This window comes from Chryseobacterium carnipullorum, assembly GCF_900142785.1.
GTDB classification, from domain to species: Bacteria; Bacteroidota; Bacteroidia; order Flavobacteriales; family Weeksellaceae; genus Chryseobacterium; species Chryseobacterium carnipullorum.
The window spans coordinates 232,925-252,610 of the sequence record NZ_FRCD01000003.1; the positions used below are offsets into that span (position 1 = coordinate 232,925).

Below are 19,686 nucleotides of genomic sequence, written 5' to 3' on the forward strand. Positions count from 1 at the left end.
ACTTAGGCACTCATTTTGAGTGCTTATTTTTTATATCACTATTTTATCATGAAAAATCTCATCGTTATCCTCATCCTCGCATTTCTTCCTTTCAGCTGTTTTTCTCAAAATACGCCTAAGAAAGATGAGGAAAAGTCCGAAATGAAACCTTCTAAAAATGATGACGGCGAATGGGATCTCACCGTGATTGATACCCAGTTCGATTATTTTTTAAATGCTGTAGCCAAACCCATGAGCCAGTACTCAGAATCCTATCTGAAAACAAAAAATACATTTCTGGTCAATGAATGGAATTCTTATTACAATTCAGGAAAATACAGGAATATCATAGAATCAGGAATAGATTACAACCCACGAGAAAACTACGGGATCAAATTTGAATACAAGCTCTACCAGGTTTTTGCTTATGTAAGCTGGAAGTATGGACTGAAAATGAACGGACTTTCTGCAAGTGATGCTATGAGATAACCTAAGAAGCTATTAGAAAACTGAAAATTCAGGATAATCATTCGATTTTAAGCCATTGTTTCTTATGTTATGAAAACTTATTATACACTAAAATAGCAATAAAAAAGGTTCAGAATTTCTTCTGAACCTTTTACTTTTATAACAGCTGAAAATTATTTGTTGAATAATTCCTCTACTTTATCCCAGTTGACTACACTAAAGAAAGCTGAAACATAGTCAGGTCTTCTGTTTTGGTAGTTTAAATAGTAAGCATGCTCCCAAACGTCTAATCCTAGAACCGGAGTTCCCTTAACGTCTGCAACAGGCATTAATGGGTTATCCTGGTTTGGTGTAGAAGAAACAGACACAGATCCGTCTGCGTTTTTAACCAACCAAGCCCATCCTGAACCGAATCTTGTTTTGGCAGCATCAGAAAAATCTGTTTTGAATTTTTCAAGACCACCGTAAGCGTCGATAGCCGCTTTTACATTTCCTACAGGCTCATTGCTTCCGCCCGGAGTTAAAATTTCCCAGAATAACGAGTGGTTGAAGTGTCCTCCTCCATTATTTCTTACTGCTGGTTTGTCAGTTCCTGTCTGGCAGATCTCTTCGATGGTTTTTCCTGCTAATTCAGTTCCTTCGATCGCTTTATTTAAATTGTCAATATAAGCCTGGTGATGTTTTGTATAATGGATTTCCATAGTTTTTGCATCGATAGTCGGCTCTAATGCATCATATGCATATCCTAATTTTGGTAATTCAAATGACATAATTTTATTTTTAATGTTATATTCAAATTTAACCAATATTTAAGCTAATATCAAATATTGGGGATTACTTTAATAAATCTTTAACATTGATATCCTGATTTAGAATGAATTAAACTTTCACAGGGAAAGGATGGGACCGGGAAGAAGACAGCTATCACGGTATAAAACACTTCTGAAAGTCAATTTAAAAAAAAAGAATATAATCTCATAATACTTAGCACTATCACAATGCAACCTAAATATTTCAATATCCAAACCCTTAGAAAAGACCACAAAAAAACACGGAGATCAGATCACCGTGCTTTTTTATTAACAATTAAATTTAATCTATTTATTCATAGACATCAGGAATTCTTCATTATTCAAAGTTCCTCTGATGTTTTTATTGACAAATTCCATAGCTTCCACAGGATTCATTTCAGAAAGATATTTTCTGAAGATCCACATTCTCTGAGAAGTAACTTCATCTAAAAGTAGATCATCTCTACGGGTGCTTGAAGATACAAGGTCAATCGCAGGATAAATTCTTCTGTTGGCAATTTTTCTGTCCAACTGAAGTTCCATGTTACCCGTTCCTTTGAATTCCTCAAAGATTACTTCGTCCATTTTAGAACCCGTATCGATAAGTGCTGTAGCAATAATAGTTAGTGAACCACCGCCTTCAATCTTTCTGGCAGCCCCGAAAAATCTTTTCGGTTTGTGAAGCGCATTGGCATCTACCCCACCGGAAAGAACCTTTCCTGATGCTGGAGTAACCGTGTTATAGGCTCTTGCTAATCTCGTAATAGAGTCTAGCAGGATCACTACATCATGTCCGCATTCCACCATTCTCTGGGCTTTTGCTAAAACAAGGTTAGCCACTTTTACGTGCTTATCTGCTGCTTCATCAAATGTAGAGGCAATAACTTCTGCATTTACACTTCTTTCCATATCGGTAACTTCTTCAGGACGTTCGTCGATCAGAAGGACCATCATATATACTTCAGGATGATTGGCTGCAATAGAGTTGGCAATATCTTTAAGCAACATCGTTTTACCTGTTTTAGGCTGGGCAACGATCATGGCTCTCTGTCCTTTCCCGATTGGAGCGAAAAGATCTACAATTCTTGTTGAAAGGGTAGATCCGTTTCCGGTAAGATTGAATTTCTCTTCAGGGAAAAGCGGAGTTAAATATTCAAAGGCGACACGGTCTTTGATGAACGCAAGATCACGTCCGTTTACTTCCGTAGGTTTCAGTAATGAAAAATATTTTTCACCTTCTTTCGGTAGTCTTACAATTCCTTTTACCGTATCTCCGGTTTTCAAACCAAAATTTCTGATCTGTGCTGTAGATACATAGACATCATCAGGAGAAGAGATATAGCTGAAATCGGATGAACGAAGGAATCCGTAGTTATCCGGAAGGATTTCCAAAACCCCTTCAATGCTTACCATCCCGTCAAAACTGAATTCTTTTCTGTGTTCAGAATGATGCTCCTCATTTCTGTCAGCATGTTGTCTGTGCTGATTTTGATTAGGGTTCTGATTCTGATGTTGATTAGGATTTTGGCTCTGACCCTGATTTTGGTTTTGATGCTGATTAGGGTTCTTATTTTGGTTTCCGCTGTTTTGCGGATTGTTGTGTCCTTTTTGTTGGGATCTGGCCTGAGGTTGGGAAGTAGCAGGCTTTTCTTCTGATGGAGCAGATTCCTGAGGTTCTGCATTTTTAGGAGCTTCAGCTCTTTCTTGTGGAGTTTCTGTATCACCGGTGTTGGCAACGACTCTTTTTCTTTTTTTCTTAGCCTGTGCTGAGTTGTTTTCTTCAGGAGCGGAAACTGTTTCAGTTTTGGGTTCTTCCTGCTTTATTTCTTCGGCGACTGGTACCTTTTCCTCTACTTTTGTTTCTTCAGCCTGGGGTTTCGCTTCTGCCGGTGCTTTTACTTCTGCTTTCGGCTTGGCAGGTTGTCTTTTAGGCGCTGCTTTTTTTACAGGAGCCTTAGCAGGTTTATCTGCCGGTTTTTCTTCAGTATCCATGCTGGTTTCTGTGGCGTTGAAATAATCTTTTGCAACTTTAGGGTTAGAAGCCTGAAAGTCAAGAACGGCAAAGATCTTATCATTATCATTGCTGTTTCTAGCAACTTTAACGCCTAAATCTTTTAAGATTTTAGTCAGTTCCGTTACGGATTTTGACCTTAACGTTTCTATGTTAAACATACTTAATGTAAAAATGTAATTAATTGTGAGTAAGAAAAGTAAGTCCGGTGACTTGTATTTTCAAGTACATATGTATAATGCAAATCTACACTAATTTTTGAATTGTGCAAAATTTATGTTATTTTTGCCAGGTATTTAATAATCAATGTTACAGAGAATACAGACTATATGGACTCTGCTGGCCGTTTTAGCCGCTGTTTCCCTTTTCGTTACAGGACAGGATGTTGACGTTTTTGGCAATATTCCGGTGATAGATATAAGCTGTATTGCCCTTGTTTTGGCAGGTGCATTAAGTATTTTCAGCTTTAAAAACAGAAAAAGACAAATTTTGCTGAATACATTCAGCATCATTATAAACGTTTTGTTGATTGGTGTATTGGCGTACTGGTTACTCAACTTATCCGGAGGAATTCAGATTCCTGAGAAGGGTATTGAGCCGGTTTTCCCATTGATCGCGGTCATTTGTCTGCTTATAGCAAACGTATTGATCCGCAGAGATGAGAGGCTCGTAAAATCTGTAGACCGACTTCGATAGCCTTACAACGATTTTTTTTGAGTGAGAACAGTTCCGAAAGGGACTGTTTTTTTTTTGCGATAATGATTTAAGAAGACATCTCAGCAGATCCTTAACCCCCTAAAGCTGAATAAGTTTTTAAGGATATTAAAATGATTTTTCTTAATTTCGTTCAACAGTGTAAAGCTTATGAATGGTTATTATATACATTAATTTATATAAGTTTATGCAACATTTCTATTAACCCTACGACTGATCTTACTAAATTTAAAAAAATGAAAAAACTAACCTACATTGCCTTATCGTTCTTCTCTGTATGTACGTTTGCACAGGAAGTTTCAAAGGACAGAGTAAAGACGATCCTTTCAACACTGGCTTCAGACGAAATGAAAGGCCGTGAAATTGGAACACCTGAAAATGACAAAGCAGCCGAATACATCGCAAAGCTATTTAAGGAAAACAATCTTGAATACTGCACAGGAAACTCTTACCTGATTCCTTTTGACTATGAAGGTAAAAAGGTGTACAATGTATGTGGTATAAAAAAAGGGAAAACGGATAAGTATCTTGGATTCTCAGGACACTTCGACCATATTGGGATGAGCGACAAAACCGGAGACAATATTTACAACGGCGCAGATGATGATGCAAGTGGAATTGCCACTTTAGCAGGTATTGCGGATTATTTCAAAAATAAAAAACCTGACTTCTCCATGGTTTTCATCGCTTTCAATGGGGAGGAAAAAGGAATGCTGGGGTCAAGGGCTATTTCTACAGATGCCAGTTTAGATAAGGTATATAATAATATGACGGCACTTTTCAATTTTGAAATGGTGGCTACCGAATCTCAGTTTGGCAAAAATGCCCTTTTTATGACTGGCGACGAGTTTTCTGATTTTGATGAACTTTTCAATAAATATGCAGCGAACGGTCTAAAGATAAATCCTGATCCTTACGCAACTCAAAAATTATTCTACAGATCAGATAATGTAAGTTTTGTAAAGAAAAAGATTATCGCTCACTCATTTTCGACCGTTGATATGACGAAAGCTTCTCATTACCATAACGAAAGTGACGATGTAAGTGTTGTAGATTTTGATAATTTAACAGGCATCATCAATAATGTTGGAAAAACTCTTGAGAAATTAAATCCTCAGAATTTTGCACCCCAATATAATGACAAAGTAAAATTTTAAATAATTTCCATCATAAAAACCGTCGAAATGACGGTTTTTTTCATACGTATTCTATTTGTAACTATGAAAAATCAAGCAAGTGTTTGTAACAAAACCGATCAAATTGAAACATATTAATTAAAGTAAAACAGGATTAAGAACGTCTATTCCTTTAATTTTACGTAATTTTGCTATCCAATTTTTCATTGAATGAAACCATTACAAAGAATACTTTATTTCGCGAAACCGCACCAAAAATACCTTTTCGGAAGTATGTTTTTCAACATACTCTACTCCTTACTCAACATCCTGTCTGTGGGAACCATGCTTCCTATTTTGGGACTGATGTTCGGAACCATTGAAAAACAGGGAAGAGAGCCGATATGGAATGGCGAACTGGGTACCTATTTTAATTATATAAAAGATAAAGCGTATTACTTTGTACAGATACAAATTGATCAGCATGGTGCTGTTCAGGTACTTGCAGTGCTGTGTGCAATCACAGGGGTTTCATTTTTACTGAGAAATATTTTCAGATATATCGGGTCTTTTTTATTGGTGAACTACCGTGTGGGGATTACCAAAGATCTGCGTACTGCAATGTATAATAAATTTCTTCAGCTTCCTGTTTCTTTCTTTACAGAACAGAGAAAGGGAGATATGATGTCCAGAATTTCCAATGATATCGGAGGTGTGGAAGGCGGCATCATGGGGGTATTGGTAGATATCATCAATGCTCCGTTCATGATCATCTCTTCACTGATCGCATTATTTTTACTGTCTCCTCAGCTGACCCTTTTTTCACTGGTCGTTTTCCCGGTGATGGGCTTGCTGATCTCATGGACAGGAAAAAGCTTAAAAAAACAGGCTCATTATGCTCAGGCAGAGCTTGGAAATCTTTTTTCGCTGGTAGACGAAACTTTAAAATCGTCTAAAGTAATCAAGATCTTTAATGCAGATAAGATTCTTAAGAACAGATTCAACGAAACAACAACCAACTGGCAGAACTTCGCCATAGATATGAGCCGAAAAAGAGAATTGGCCTCTCCTATGAGCGAATTCCTTGGTTCTATTACCATTCTTATCATTACGTGGTATGCAGGAACCCAGATCTTAGAGGACCAGACGATGAAACCTCAGGCTTTCCTGGTGTTCATCGGGATGTTCTTCCAGATTCTTGATCCTGCTAAAAAACTTTCCAGTGCGATCTCTTCTATCCAGGGAGGTATGGCAAGTTTGGAAAGAGTAGCGGAAGTTCTTGATTATGATTTAAAAGTAGAAGAAATCGCAGAGCCGGTTTCTATCTCTACATTGAGCAACCAGATTGAATTCAAAAACATTGGATTCTATTATGATAAAGACAATGTTATCCTTAAGAATTTCTCACTGATCATTCCGAAAGGAAAGACGATTGCCCTTGTAGGACAGAGTGGAAGTGGAAAAACGACTATCGCCAACCTTCTGGCTAGATTCTATGACGTAAATGAGGGCCAAATCTTAATTGATGGCGTAGATATCAAACATCTAAAATTAAAAGAATACCGCCAGCTTCTTGGAATGGTAACTCAGGAATCTGTATTATTCAATGATTCAATATACAATAACATCCTGATGGGTAAGCCTGAGGCTACGAAAGAGGAAGTAGTTGAAGCGGCCAAAATCGCCAATGCCGATTCTTTCATCACCAATCTTCCGGAAGGGTATGATTCTAATATCGGTGATGACGGGAATAAGCTTTCAGGAGGCCAGAAGCAGAGAGTTTCTATTGCACGAGCTGTATTGAAAAATCCACCAGTAATGATCCTGGATGAAGCTACTTCTGCCCTGGATACGGAATCTGAAAGATTTGTACAGGATGCTTTGGATAAAATGATGGAAAACAGAACTTCTCTTGTTATTGCCCACAGATTGTCAACGATCCAGAAAGCAGACTGGATTGTGGTCATGGAAAAAGGAATCGTAGTGGAACAAGGAACCCATCACGACCTTATCGCTAAGAAAGGAATGTACCACAAACTTGTGGAACTTCAGAACTTTGACTAATCATTTGATGAATTAAATTCAATTCAATGAATCCCATACAAGAGTACTTCTACAGAATCGACGAGCCTGAAAGAAGTACTCTTTTGTTTTTACGCCAAAAGATCCTGGAATCCGATACAGAGTATATTACTGAAACATTAAGTTTCGGACTTCCTTTTTTTAAGTATAAAAAGAAAATGCTGTGCTACCTCTATTACAGTAAAAAATATAAACAGCATTATGTAAGTTTTTATCATGGGGACAGACTTGATCACCCTCTATTGATTCAGGATGGCAGAAAAAAGTTTAAAATACTTCTGATCGATATGGAAGAAGATCTTCCTGTTGAGATAATTTTAAACCTTACAGAAGAGGTTAAGAAGCATATAAAATAAAAACTGCGACATGGTTTCACCATGCCGCAGTCATCTTTAAAAACTATTTTTCCATTATTGTGTGTTAATTCCGCTGAATTCTGCCTGCTTTACGGCCCACGCAATCATATTCGCGAATAATATAGAATTCTGTACCTGCATTCCTCCTATAGCAAACCCGTTTCCTGCATATCCATACGCTGCTTTCTGCACAGGAAAAAATCCTCCTGAACTTGGTGCTACGAAAGGCTCTATCGTGTTGCTTGGATAAGGACTACCATTCGCATTTTCATTACTTAAGAAGCCACCGTCACCAAACCAAATAAAGTTCAGATTGCTGCTTCTCAATCCGGAAAGACCGGTTCTTGCTGTTGTACTGTTAATAGGCTGCGCATAACTGTAAGGAATAAATCCGCTTGTAAGACCTGACATTCCAACTGTTGTAGAAGCATCTTCACCCCAGTTTTTTCCTCTTACATCTCCAAAAGGACCGTTAAGTATCGGATCATCCGTATTCGCAAGAGCATATACTGATCCTGCCCCTCCTCCATAGGAAGCTGAAATGGTAGGATCTGAAAATATTCCTCTGAATAAGTTCTGTGCAGTTCCTGTATCATCAGTCAAAGCAATGACGATCCCTTTTTTATTAAGATAAGAAGCAATATATCCGGCGTCAGTAGCATTAGGAGTATAATTATATCCAATGATGACAATATCCGGCTTATTATTCAGAGCTGTCTGCAGTGCAGCCGAAGAAGGTGAGCTCCCTAAAGAGGTATGGGTAAAACCTTCATATTTTACGATGCTTGAGGCTGTAGTTCCAAAATTGGCAGGAGAATCCATCAGGCTTCTTGAAGGTCCTGTAAAAGCACTGTATCCATAAGCCGTTTCCAATCCTATATGAAGCACTGTTTTCCTGGGAATCACAACAATGATGCTTACATTACATGTTGTAGAAACGCCTCCCTGACTATCAGAAGTAATGGTTAATGTTTTTACAGCTGTGGAAGATGGTGTTCCTGTACCATTTAAAGTTACATTCTGATTTCCCGTCGCAGTAAATGTTCCGGAGCCACTGAATGAAATTCCATCTACCGTATTGGTTGTCATGGTATAACTTCCCAATGAAGAAACATTGACCGGCAATGTAATCGTATTGGAAGAGTTAAGAGCTGTTCCCACTTTATATACTCCATTAGGTACCGCACTCCCACAACTCATCGTATAAGTTCCTGCCGGACTGAGAATAGTTATCGATACTGCTGGTGTACAGGTCACATCAATTCCGTTGGCATTAAGGGATACGTTATCCGTCTGAATATTGACAGGGGTACCCTGACCTGCGATCTGGATGGTTTGCACTCCTGTATTAAGAAAAGTGCCTGTTCCATAGAAATTATATCCGTTGGGAGTCGTTCCCGAGATGGTATAATTCCCTGCTTTAGTTACGTTTACAGAAATACTAAGGTAGTTTGAGGTGGTTAATTCCCTGCCTTTTACATAAGCCCCCATAGCTTTGGTATTGGAACAGTCAACGGTAAACACGGCTTTTCCCAATTGTCCGCAGACACTTTTCCATTCATCGTCAGCAAAACTCCAGTAGTTAAAGCAGTCTTCAGTAGTATTGTAAATGGTAAGACCATCATCTTTAGGCTTATTAATAACTATTGCATCTCTTTGGGCTTCAGTAAGGCGGGGAATAAGTATTCCTTTATTATTACCCCCTGAAACTACATCTAAAACAGAATTGGTATTGGGTAAAGAGGTATTAATCCCTACTGCACCATTATTAGTTTGTGAATAGAACTGTCCAAAAACCAAAAGCAAAGCCAGAAGCAAAACCTTGATTTTTTCTGTTGTAAAATTTGTGTTCATCATTTTCGAAATAATTATGTTTGTTATGTTTTGAATGGATTTTTCATCCAGTGCAAAATTACTATACCAAATTATTTTTCCGTTTAAAAAAAACTACGCAATATTACGCGTGAGTAGTAAAACTCACTTTAAATCAACACTTTAAAACATTCATGTAAAATAATAGGAGATCATCTGAATTTAATTTTTTCAGATTTAAAATTAAAAACTATTAAAAAAGAATAAAAGAAAAGGATTATGATTTAAACAGAGTCTTCCATCTTGCAATGGTATTTCTGCTGATTTTGAAATGATTGCCAGTTTCAGTATTGGTAAGTTTATTTTTGCTTTGATAATCCAGAATCTCAAGGATTGACGGTTCATCATAGGAACGAAGTTTTTGACTTTTAGATAAAACAGTATATTCCGGCTCGCCAAAGATCAATATATTGAACTTCAACACATCAACCGCTGTATGCAAAGCATCCAGTTTATTCCGGATCACGGGACTATCCATTTTTTCCGGAAATTTTTCGGTGATGATATCTGTATAAATCATTTTAAAATCTGGCATCACCTATGCTTTCTTAATCCATTTATAAAGGGTTGTTTTAGGAATTTTATATTTTGTAATCACTTCAGCGACCGTCATTTGCCCTGTAATAATCTTATCAAGTATGAAAATCTTAACTTCCTCTGTATAAATACTTTTTCTAAATTCAAGATGGGAATCTCTTATCTTAATCACTCTGTCAGTTTTGGACGGAGGTGCGTACAAAATAAGATGACCAGTGTAAATTCTAAAAAAATCATACCGAAGAAGCTTACTCCATCTCAAGAGTTTATCAGTATCCATGTATTCCTGCTCATACATCGCTTCTATTTCATCTTCAGTACAGTTTAAAAAATTAGTGATTCTTTCAGGAGATATCCTGAGCTCTTCTGCTTTTGCCTTCACTAAACTTCCTATATGTATCACTTTTAAATTCATACGTGCAGCAAAAGTAACAACAACGTCACAAAACTAATGTGCGTCTATATACGTAATACTACTCACCTATGTAAAAAATTTATATTTTAAGGATAAAACTGTTGATATTTGTGTCAGAAGGAATATTCAGTTTCTTCCGGATTCTGTACTTTTTACTTTCAACCGCTCTTATACTGCTGTTTGTACACTGGGCAATTTTCTTTGTGTCAAAATCAATTTTCATGAGGGCACAGAAGTACAATTCTGAATCAATAAGATTTGGATTATTGGCTAATATGGCCGGAATAAAATGCGGGAAAAAGACCTGAAACTTATCAAAAAACAGTGGAGAATTGGTTTCTGCGAGATGATAGATTTCGCGTATGTTTTCTTCTGTAAGATGATGAATGAGCATTTGTTGTTTGAGAAGTTCTGTATTGGTTTTCTGCAGATCTTCTATGGTAGAATCCTTCATTCTGGTATCTTCAATAAGTCCGTAAATCAGGTCATCTTTCTGAGTGACAAATGAAATGTCCATCACAAATGATATAATGGAAAACAATATATTCAGGAGTTTCACTGTTATAAAGTCTTCCTGCCGGAAAAATTTGCTTTTAGGCAGAAAATCGAAATCAAAATATAAACAGGTAATAAAGTTGACACTAATAATCAAAGCCAGAAAAAGAATTGAATAGAAATCTTCTTTATAATTGAAAAAGAAAGGAATAGCAAACAAAAGTGAAAAATAAAAATATTCTACCCCTGCATTCTTATAAGTATAGATGTGAAAAAAACTGACAATAAATATTAAGAGGACAAAAACGAATATAACACTTGTTTTAAGTGTCTTTTTAAACCTGTTGGTCTTTCCCTCTACAGCCATTAAATACAGCCAAAAAAGCGTAATGATCGTAAGAAATGTTGAGATTAAAGCATCTCCAAAAAAAATCACGATAAATATGGAGTAAAATAAAAATAACAGAAAGAGAAAAAGAAGATATTTATTGATAAGGTTCAGATAATTGCGTTCATCCTTATCGTGCATTTTTTCTGCCTCATCCCCTATCATCCGAAAGAAAAATTTAAAAATCATCGTATTCTATTTTATTTTTTTTTAGATAATGCTCAGGTTGCTTTACGTACAAGCAAAGTATTCTGAATTCATATTAATGCACATCAAATTAAACAGATGGTTTCAGAACGTGGGAATTCGCCTGTTAACTATTGTGAATAAAAATCGTGAAGAGGTGTGTTTTTTGATAGTATAATCAGTCTTTAAAAAGACTGATAACTCGTATAATTTTTCAGCATAATTACGCAAAAAAATTTATGTTAACTGTCAGATAATGTTAATAATTTAAAAAAATATTATGCATAGAATATTAAATTGCAAAAATGTAATTTAATAATTTTCCACGAAGTACTGCAATTATTATAAACCAGAAATCTCAACTATTCTTAATATATGGTATTTCATAAAAAACCATATCCTTTAGCAATAAAACCGCAATAACGGCCTATCACGGTTTTCGGAAATGATTAAAACGAAAAAAGGAGAAAACTTAATTTCTCCTTTTTATATTTTAATTGTATTGGTATTACTCTTTCATTTTGGCAATCACATCCAGACCTCCTTTTGTAATATCTCCGATTTTACAAATGATCTCTGTATCCAAAGGCAGGAAAACGTCCATTCTCGAGCCAAATTTAATAAATCCGAATTCATGTCCCGCTTTAGCCTGATCCCCTTCATTACAGTAGAAAACAATCCTTCTGGCCACATATCCTGCAATCTGTCTGAATACCACTTCATGATTGGTAGGTGTTTTAATGGCTACGGTCGTTCTCTCATTCTCTGTAGATGATTTTTCATGCCATGCCACCAGATACTTACCCGGATGATACTTTTTGTAGATCACATTTCCGGAAACCGGATATCTGCAGATGTGAACATTCAGGGGAGACATGAAGATCGAAACCTGAATGGCTTTCCCTTTCAGAAATTCAGTTTCATCCACTTCTTTGATCATTACTACTTTCCCGTCTACAGGAGCAATAACGTTTTCTCTGTGTTCCAAAATATCACGTAAAGGAACCCTGAAGAACCAAAACACTAAACTGTAAATAACCAATAATGGCATAATGATCAGTAACGACCACATTTTAAGAAAATAAATAGCCAGCACACTGATGATAATAAACAGTATCGTTGCTACGGTAATCGTTCCTTTTGACTCCTTATGTAGTTTCATGAGATTAAATAAATTTTTCTAAAATAAAGTACAAATATACGACAGGAACGCAAATTAAAAAACTGTCCAGTCTGTCCAATACTCCTCCATGCCCCGGAATAATGTTTCCGCTGTCTTTTACGCCGAAATTTCTTTTAAGCTGGCTCTCTACAAGATCTCCCAGCGGAGCAAATGCTGCTACCAGAAAACCTACCATCATCCAGTTCCCGCGAAGTTCAGGCTGGTAATGTTCTATAAAGTAAGATAAAACCAATGTTAAGACAACGCCCCCGGCATATCCCTCCCAGGTCTTTTTTGGAGAGATTTTAGGCGCCATTTTATGTTTTCCGAAAAACTTGCCGGTAAGATACGCAAAGGTATCACTGCTCCAGATCAGGATAAACAGGAAAAGTACTTCCAGTGAGAATGTTCCTTCAAAACTGGAAAACTTAGGCAAGCCTAATGCAAAGCTGAAAGGCAATGCAACGTAAATAACCGTAAAAATCAGCTTTCCGCTGTCGTAATATAATTCGTTGGGATATTTGAATAAAGTAACCACGGCAATCGCGATCAGAGAAATAGCGAGTATTTCATTCAGTCTGAAGTCGAAAAAGAAGTCGTGGTGGAAATATCTTTTGGAGAAAACGTAATAAATAAAAATAACCAGTGGGAGTACGATCCATTTTTCATAGCCTTTCCCGAATTTCATGATCTTGATACATTCCCATGTACCTACCAGTAGCAGAAGGCTTATCAGCGCGAAATAAAGATATTCCTGCCTGATAAGGTCCGGATGGATCCGGTTGATCAGCTGGGCTCCCAGCGGTGTGGTGCAAAGAATGATAACGGCAACGTAAACAAGTCCTGAAATGGTTCTTTGAATGAGGTTTTTGTCCAAAATGTAAAATTTATAAGTGGATGCTTAATCTTCAAGCAGCAATAAAAAGAGTTTTGTATTCGTATGAGAAGCAGAGTCTAAACTTGACTGGCCTCCGCTAATGGAAGTGAGATTTTTGATATTCCCGTTTCTTTTTATTTTTCCCATCGCATCATTAAGGTTGTTCACTATCTGTGAAACATTGGCCATGATAATGATTTTACCAGGCAGTCTTGAAGAATGGTAATGAAGAATATTGTTATGCGAAAGCATAATCCTTCCGTCATAGGCAATAAGATATTCACAAGTAATAAAGGCAGCATCACTGGCATGCTCCATTTCTGAAGTATAAGGTACTTTCACTACATTCAAAAAGCTCTGAAGCTCCTTGTCCCAGCAAAATACATTACCGATTCCTTCTATTTTGACAATTTGATTTAAGGTCTGTAGAGCCTCCGCTTCATCTGCACAATAATTAAAAAATCCCCCTGAATGCGTAAACAATTGCGCAAACTTATAGTCAAGATCCGCATTTTTCAGCGAGTCCCCGAGTTTTTCCAGGCTCTGTTTTTCTTCTTCCTCAGGCTGGTTGGTAAGTTTGCTTACAATCCTCTTGAATAAATTCAACTTAATCTATTTTTAGTCACGTTATACAAAAATAGAAAATAAATACAATAGATTCTAAAAATGTGTGTTTAAATATGAAAAAACCTGACAATTCTAAGACTGTCAGGTTTTTTTTAGTATGTTTTTGAAGTATTTTAAAGTTGAGTCGGGCTTTCCGGAGCCTGAATTTCACTTTCTTCTTCCTTGTCTTTAATAAGAATCTGCTCATCCGGTTCTTTCGCGGTAGAAATCGTACTGGTCACAGGTCTTTCTGTTAACTCAGGATCCCATGCTCTTTTACCAAATATGTCTTCAAGATCTTCACGGAAAATCACTTCTTTTTCTAAAAGCTTATTTGCTAAAGCATCAAGCTTATCTTTATTTTCAGTAAGAATCTGAACTGCTCTCTCATACTGATTTTCAATAATGGATTTAATCTCAACATCAATCTTATTGGCAGTTTCCTCAGAATACGGTTTTCCGAAATTATATTCAGACTGTCCCGAGCTGTCATAATAAGAGATATTACCTATAGTAGGACTTAAACCATAAACAGTAACCATAGCCTGCGCTCTTTTCGTTACAGATTCTAGGTCAGACAATGCTCCTGTTGAAATATTATTAAAAATCACCTGCTCTGCTGCTCTACCTCCCAGAGTTGCACAAAATTCGTCCAGCATCTGTTCCGTAGTAGTTAACTGTCTTTCTTCCGGAAGATACCAGGCTGCACCCAGAGAGCGTCCTCTTGGAACGATCGTCACTTTTAAAAGTGGTGCTGCATGTTCTACCAACCATGAGATCGTAGCGTGACCTGCTTCATGATAAGCAACTCTTCTTTTCTCAGAAGGTTTGATGGCCATATTCTTTTTCTCAAGACCTCCGATGATTCTGTCTACCGCATCAAGGAAATCCTGTTTCGTTACTGAAGTATGGCTATTTCTGGCTGCAATCAATGCTGCTTCGTTACATACATTAGCGATATCAGCTCCACTGAATCCAGGAGTTTGTTTCGCTAAGAAGTCTCTGTCTACCGTATCATCTAATTTGATTTTCAGCAAGTGAACATCAAAAATCTCTCTTCTTTCATGTAATTCCGGAAGGTCTACATAAATTGAACGGTCAAAACGTCCTGCTCTCATTAAAGCTTTATCAAGGATATCAGCTCTGTTGGTAGCGGCCATTACGATTACGTTAACGTCTGTTCCGAAACCATCCATTTCTGTCAGAAGCTGGTTAAGCGTATTTTCTCTTTCGTCGTTTCCGCCTGAGAAGTTATTCTTTCCTCTTGCACGTCCGATAGCATCAATCTCATCGATAAAGATGATTGCCGGAGATTTTGCTTTTGCCTGAGCAAAAAGGTCTCTTACTCTTGAAGCACCTACCCCAACGAACATTTCTACGAAATCCGAACCTGAAAGGGAGAAGAACGGTACTTTGGCTTCCCCTGCAACAGCTTTAGCCAATAACGTTTTACCGGTTCCCGGAGGGCCTACCAAGAGCACCCCTTTAGGAATCTTACCTCCCAGTTTGGTATATTTTTCAGAGTTTTTAAGGAAATCTACCACTTCCTGTACTTCTTCTTTAGCGCCTTCAAGACCTGCAACATCTTTAAATGTCACCTGAATTCTTTCTTTTTCGTCAAAAAGCTTGGCTTTGGATTTCCCGATTGAGAAAATCTGTCCGCCAGGCCCTCCGCCACCGCCCATCTTTCTGAAAAGAAGGAAGTAGAAAAGTCCTAAGATCGCGATCCATATCAAAGCTGACACCAAGATATCCATGAACGGGTTTTTACCAGCTCCGTAATCTTTTGTCGTTTTGATATTAGCGTCTGCGGCTTTTACCTGATCAAATTTTTGAAGGAAAAGCTGAAGATCTCCATATTTTACAGAAAAATCTGCTTTTGGAGCCATATCGAACGCAGAAAGAGGATTGCTCTGATTGGCCGTTTTACTGACCATGGCTGTCTTTGCTGCTTTTGTCAGGAAAACATCAGCTTTCTCTGTATCTTTGTATATTATAACGTTTTGGACCTTTCCTGCCTGCATTTCCCTAAAGAAAGCATCCTCATCAATAGATTTTGCACTGTCGCCTCCTAAAAAATTGGAACCGAAAAATAACAAAAGAGCCACGATTGCAATTGGAAAAAACCAGTTGAATCCTTTATTGTTCATTTATACTTTTTAAAATTTAAAATTAATTTTCAATTTTGGTAATAGCTGCATCTCCCCAAAGTTCTTCAATATCGTAGTACTCACGCACTTCTTTTTGGAAAATATGCACTACCACGGTTACGTAATCTACCAAAACCCACATTGAGTTTTCAGTACCTTCTACATGCCAAGGCCTATCTTTAAGATCGTTTCTTACCTTCTTTTCTACACTTCCTGCCAATGCAGAAACCTGTGTATTTGAGTTTCCGCTACAAATTATAAAAGTTTCCGCTACAGAGTTTTCAATCTTCGAAAGATCGAAAATCATAATATCTTCCCCCTTTACATCCTGGATGGCTTCAACAATTTTATCTATTAGTGCCTGCTTTTCTGCTGTTTTATTCATTAAAATATCTATAATCTGCAAATTTATTGTTTTTCTTTTACTTTAGCCTTATTTTTAGCCCTTTAAAGTCTTAAAGTTTTCTTAAATGGATCAATTATTTTATTTAAAAGAGTGCTCTTCTACTAATGACGAAGTTTCAAAGTTTTTACTTTATGAAAATTCAGATTTTATTGGAGTCTCTACATTCAATCAAACTAAGGGCCGCGGACAATATGGAAATACATGGGCAGCTGCCGCCGGAAAAAATGTCGCCTATACTTTGGCGGTCAAGGCTAAAAACATTCTGCTTACAGACTTTATATTCAATTACTATACCGCAGTTGTTATCCGGGATTATCTGGCCAATTTGACTGATAAAGACGTAAAAATAAAGTGGCCGAATGATATGATCCTTAAAAATAAAAAAATCGTCGGGATCTTAATTGAAAAGAAAAAAATTAATCAAAATAATTATTTCATCATCGGAGCAGGCTTTAATGTCCTGCAGGATCAATTTGAGGAAATATCACACGCCGGATCACTTCTGACGCAGACCGGACAGGTTTTTGATCTTGAGGATTTTGTATTCAACCTGCATGAATATCTGTCCGAAAAACTAAAAACGATTCCTTCTGAACAGGACATCATTGATCAGTTTAACCTTCATTTATTCCGAAAGGATGAAATATCTGTCTTTGAAATTGGAAAAGAGAGACAAAATGGCATTATCAGAAATGCTGACGAAAAGGGAGAACTCTGGATAGAACTTGAAAAAGACGGCCTCAAGCCTTTCTACCATAAAGAGATCAAACTCCTTTACTGATTCGCTCTTTTAAGATATAGATATAATGTAAGCGGGAAGAAAACCATATTGGGCAACCACATAGCTACAGCTGGTGACAAACTTTTGTTCTCAGACACCACTTTTAACGCTTCAAAAGAGAAAACGAAAACAAATGCAAGAGAAATCCCTATGGCAAGATTAACTCCCAGACCTCCTCTTTTCTTCTGAGAAGCAAGAGACAGCGCAAGGAAGGTCAGAATAATAATAGCGACAGGCATTGAAGTCCTCTGATGAAACTCATTAAGATAGGAATTCAGATTACTGTTTCCTTTTTCTTTTTCTCTGTCGATAAATTTGATAAGTTCCGGAGTGGTTTTATTCTGTCCAAGAAGTTCGTTCGGAAAAAGTTCTTGAGGAGAATGCCCATAGCTCTTCCTCAACTCAATCCCATTCCCCAGTTTTTCTGTGTTATCTTTATTGATCGTCTTTTCCAGATAATTGGTCAAGATAAACTGTTTTTTAGCTTTATCCCAATATACTTCAGATGCTTTCAGCTCATAGGTCATCTTTCTGTCTTTATCAAATTTCTGATAAACAAACCCGGAACCTCTGGTTTCTCTTTTATTCCATGAATTGACGAAGATGTATTCTGATTTACTGAACTGGGCAGATGCGGGACCTGTTCCCAGAATCTTTTCTTTGTTGGCTGCGTTATAGGTATAAGCTTCCAGTTCATTCTTTTTAATATTGGCCCAAGGAAGTACCATATGGGTGACCACAAGGGATATCGATGCAATTAAAACAGAGGTGTATAAGTAAGGTTTTGCAAATCTGTGAAAACTGGCTCCACTGCTGATTACGGCAACAATTTCAGTATTATTGGCCATTCTGGAGGTGAAATAAATCACGGAAATAAAAACCAGGATCGCCAGAAATGTTACCACAAGGTTGATGATCCAGAACGGATAAAAATGGATTAAAAAATACATCAGATCCAGCTTCGGATCCAATGCTTTTGCATTTTCTATCCTTGGGATTTTCTGCTGAACATCGATCACAAGTACAACTATAGACAGCAATATCAGCATGAAACTGAAGGTTCCAAGATATTTTTTAATGATATACCTGTCTATAATTTTGATCATGATCTTTGTATTTTAAAGTCTCTGTCTAAGAACCGGTACCACAGTTTTTTTCCACTCGTAGAAATCCCCTGCTACAATATGTTCTCTGGCCACTTTCACCAAATCTAAATAAAAGGCAAGGTTATGGACAGACGCAATTTGCTTGGCTAAATATTCTTTGGAAACAAATAAGTGGCGTAAATATGCTTTTGAATATTCTCTGTCTACGAAACTTGTTCCAAATTCATCAAGAGGAGAAAAATCACTTTTCCATTTTTCATTTTTCATATTCATCACCCCCTGCCATGTGAAAAGCATCGCATTTCTTGCATTTCTGGTAGGCATTACACAGTCCATCATATCGATACCCAGACCAATAGATTCCAGAATATTCCAAGGTGTTCCCACACCCATCAGGTATCTTGGTTTATCTTTTGGAAGAATATCCGTCACTTCATCTGTGATTCTGTACATTTCCTCTTCCGGCTCTCCTACAGAAAGTCCACCGATAGCATTTCCTTCTGCCCCTGCTTCAGCAATGACTTCAGCTGAAATTTTTCTTAAATCTGAATAGGTAGAACCCTGAACGATCGGGAAAAGTCTCTGTTTATGTCCGTAAATCTCTTTATTTTCTTCTGTCCAGTCGATACATCTTTTTAACCATCTGTGCGTAAGCTCCATAGATGTTTTAGCCTGATTGTATTCGCAAGGATAAGGAGTACATTCATCAAAAGCCATAAAAATATCTGCTCCGATCTGTCTCTGAATTTCCATTGATTTCTCAGGGGTAAACATATGATAACTTCCATCAATATGGGATTTGAACTTCACTCCTTCTTCAGACATTTTCCTGCTTTTGGAAAGTGAAAACACCTGAAAACCTCCTGAATCGGTAAGGATAGGAAGATCCCAGTTCATAAACTGATGCAGGCCTCCTGCTTTCTGCATAATATCCATGGTAGGACGAAGGTACAGATGATAGGTATTACCCAGAATAATCTGAGCTTTAATGTCTTCTTTTAATTCTCTCTGGTGAACTGTTTTTACACTTGCTACTGTTCCCACAGGCATAAAGATGGGCGTTTGGATCTTACCGTGGTCTGTGGTGATCTCTCCCGCTCTCGCTTTTCCTTCAGAGGTTTTTTCTATATTAAAAAATTTCATTCGTATATTCTTTTAATTCACCGCAATTAACGATTCTGCTGCTTCA

General features: G+C 37.2%; 19 protein-coding genes. 6 read left to right on the forward strand and 13 right to left on the reverse strand.

Annotated elements, in window-relative coordinates; genetic code table 11:
* Positions 1 to 48: 48 nt before the first annotated feature.
* Positions 49 to 468, forward strand: a complete 420-nt coding sequence (locus BUC06_RS04940) for a DUF6146 family protein (protein WP_073330516.1) — start codon at positions 49 to 51, stop codon at positions 466 to 468.
* Positions 469 to 620: 152 nt separating this feature from the next.
* On the opposite strand, the gene BUC06_RS04945 is transcribed toward BUC06_RS04940, so the two are convergent.
* Both BUC06_RS04945 and rho read right to left on the reverse strand, forming a co-directional pair.
* A complete protein-coding gene (locus BUC06_RS04945) occupies positions 621 to 1,217 on the reverse strand; it encodes a superoxide dismutase (protein WP_073330519.1) in 597 nt (198 codons plus the stop codon).
* Between the two features lie 327 nt (positions 1,218 to 1,544).
* Positions 1,545 to 3,410: a transcription termination factor Rho gene (gene rho / locus BUC06_RS04950; RefSeq protein ID WP_073330522.1), complete on the reverse strand. Its 1,866-nt coding sequence runs from the start codon at positions 3,408 to 3,410 to the stop codon at positions 1,545 to 1,547.
* Positions 3,411 to 3,555: 145 nt separating this feature from the next.
* Between rho and BUC06_RS04955 the strand changes: the two genes are divergently transcribed.
* From BUC06_RS04955 to BUC06_RS04970, 4 genes are all read left to right on the forward strand, one after another.
* Positions 3,556 to 3,945, forward strand: coding sequence for a DUF4293 domain-containing protein (locus BUC06_RS04955; protein ID WP_073171317.1), 390 nt, complete (start codon positions 3,556 to 3,558; stop codon positions 3,943 to 3,945).
* Between the two features lie 254 nt (positions 3,946 to 4,199).
* Entirely contained in the window at positions 4,200 to 5,120 is a 921-nt protein-coding gene (locus BUC06_RS04960) for a M28 family peptidase (protein ID WP_073330799.1), read from the forward strand.
* Between the two features lie 189 nt (positions 5,121 to 5,309).
* Positions 5,310 to 7,142, forward strand: a complete 1,833-nt coding sequence (locus BUC06_RS04965) for an ABC transporter ATP-binding protein (protein WP_073330525.1) — start codon at positions 5,310 to 5,312, stop codon at positions 7,140 to 7,142.
* Positions 7,143 to 7,168: 26 nt separating this feature from the next.
* Positions 7,169 to 7,516 (forward strand): DUF1801 domain-containing protein, encoded by a 348-nt coding sequence (locus BUC06_RS04970; protein WP_073330528.1) that lies wholly within the window; start codon positions 7,169 to 7,171, stop codon positions 7,514 to 7,516.
* Positions 7,517 to 7,570: 54 nt separating this feature from the next.
* Here the strand turns inward: BUC06_RS04970 and BUC06_RS04975 are convergent, their stop codons facing one another.
* The 9 genes from BUC06_RS04975 to rsfS form a co-directional block, all read right to left on the reverse strand.
* Entirely contained in the window at positions 7,571 to 9,373 is a 1,803-nt protein-coding gene (locus tag BUC06_RS04975; protein WP_073330531.1) for a hypothetical protein, read from the reverse strand.
* Between the two features lie 232 nt (positions 9,374 to 9,605).
* Complete coding sequence (locus tag BUC06_RS04980) at positions 9,606 to 9,923, reverse strand: transposase (protein ID WP_073330533.1); 318 nt, start codon at positions 9,921 to 9,923, stop codon at positions 9,606 to 9,608.
* A 3-nt stretch (positions 9,924 to 9,926) separates the two neighbouring features.
* Positions 9,927 to 10,328, reverse strand: a complete 402-nt coding sequence (locus tag BUC06_RS04985) for a transposase (RefSeq protein WP_317041429.1) — start codon at positions 10,326 to 10,328, stop codon at positions 9,927 to 9,929.
* A gap of 91 nt (positions 10,329 to 10,419) precedes the next feature.
* A complete protein-coding gene (locus tag BUC06_RS04990) occupies positions 10,420 to 11,412 on the reverse strand; it encodes a helix-turn-helix transcriptional regulator (RefSeq protein WP_073330539.1) in 993 nt (330 codons plus the stop codon).
* Between the two features lie 505 nt (positions 11,413 to 11,917).
* Positions 11,918 to 12,571, reverse strand: a complete 654-nt coding sequence (locus tag BUC06_RS04995) for a phosphatidylserine decarboxylase family protein (RefSeq protein WP_073330542.1) — start codon at positions 12,569 to 12,571, stop codon at positions 11,918 to 11,920.
* A gap of 4 nt (positions 12,572 to 12,575) precedes the next feature.
* On the reverse strand, positions 12,576 to 13,448 hold the full coding sequence (locus BUC06_RS05000; RefSeq protein WP_073330545.1) for a phosphatidate cytidylyltransferase: 873 nt from the start codon (positions 13,446 to 13,448) through the stop codon (positions 12,576 to 12,578).
* Between the two features lie 24 nt (positions 13,449 to 13,472).
* A complete protein-coding gene (locus tag BUC06_RS05005; protein ID WP_073330548.1) occupies positions 13,473 to 14,054 on the reverse strand; it encodes an LUD domain-containing protein in 582 nt (193 codons plus the stop codon).
* Between the two features lie 134 nt (positions 14,055 to 14,188).
* Positions 14,189 to 16,204, reverse strand: coding sequence for an ATP-dependent zinc metalloprotease FtsH (gene ftsH, locus BUC06_RS05010; RefSeq protein ID WP_073330551.1), 2,016 nt, complete (start codon positions 16,202 to 16,204; stop codon positions 14,189 to 14,191).
* Between the two features lie 22 nt (positions 16,205 to 16,226).
* On the reverse strand, positions 16,227 to 16,589 hold the full coding sequence (gene rsfS / locus BUC06_RS05015; protein WP_034700760.1) for a ribosome silencing factor: 363 nt from the start codon (positions 16,587 to 16,589) through the stop codon (positions 16,227 to 16,229).
* Positions 16,590 to 16,674: 85 nt separating this feature from the next.
* Between rsfS and BUC06_RS05020 the strand changes: the two genes are divergently transcribed.
* Positions 16,675 to 17,391, forward strand: a complete 717-nt coding sequence (locus BUC06_RS05020; RefSeq protein WP_073330554.1) for a biotin--[acetyl-CoA-carboxylase] ligase — start codon at positions 16,675 to 16,677, stop codon at positions 17,389 to 17,391.
* Here the strand turns inward: BUC06_RS05020 and BUC06_RS05025 are convergent.
* Together BUC06_RS05025 and tgt are read right to left on the reverse strand one after the other, a co-directional pair.
* Positions 17,385 to 18,494 carry an LptF/LptG family permease gene (locus tag BUC06_RS05025; protein ID WP_073330803.1) on the reverse strand — a complete coding sequence of 370 codons (1,110 nt, stop codon included), beginning with the start codon at positions 18,492 to 18,494 and terminating at the stop codon, positions 17,385 to 17,387. The two genes, BUC06_RS05020 and BUC06_RS05025, sit on opposite strands and share 7 nt — an antisense overlap.
* Before the next feature lie 15 nt (positions 18,495 to 18,509).
* On the reverse strand, positions 18,510 to 19,640 hold the full coding sequence (tgt, locus tag BUC06_RS05030) for a tRNA guanosine(34) transglycosylase Tgt (protein ID WP_073330557.1): 1,131 nt from the start codon (positions 19,638 to 19,640) through the stop codon (positions 18,510 to 18,512).
* Between the last annotated feature and the right edge of the window lie 46 nt (positions 19,641 to 19,686).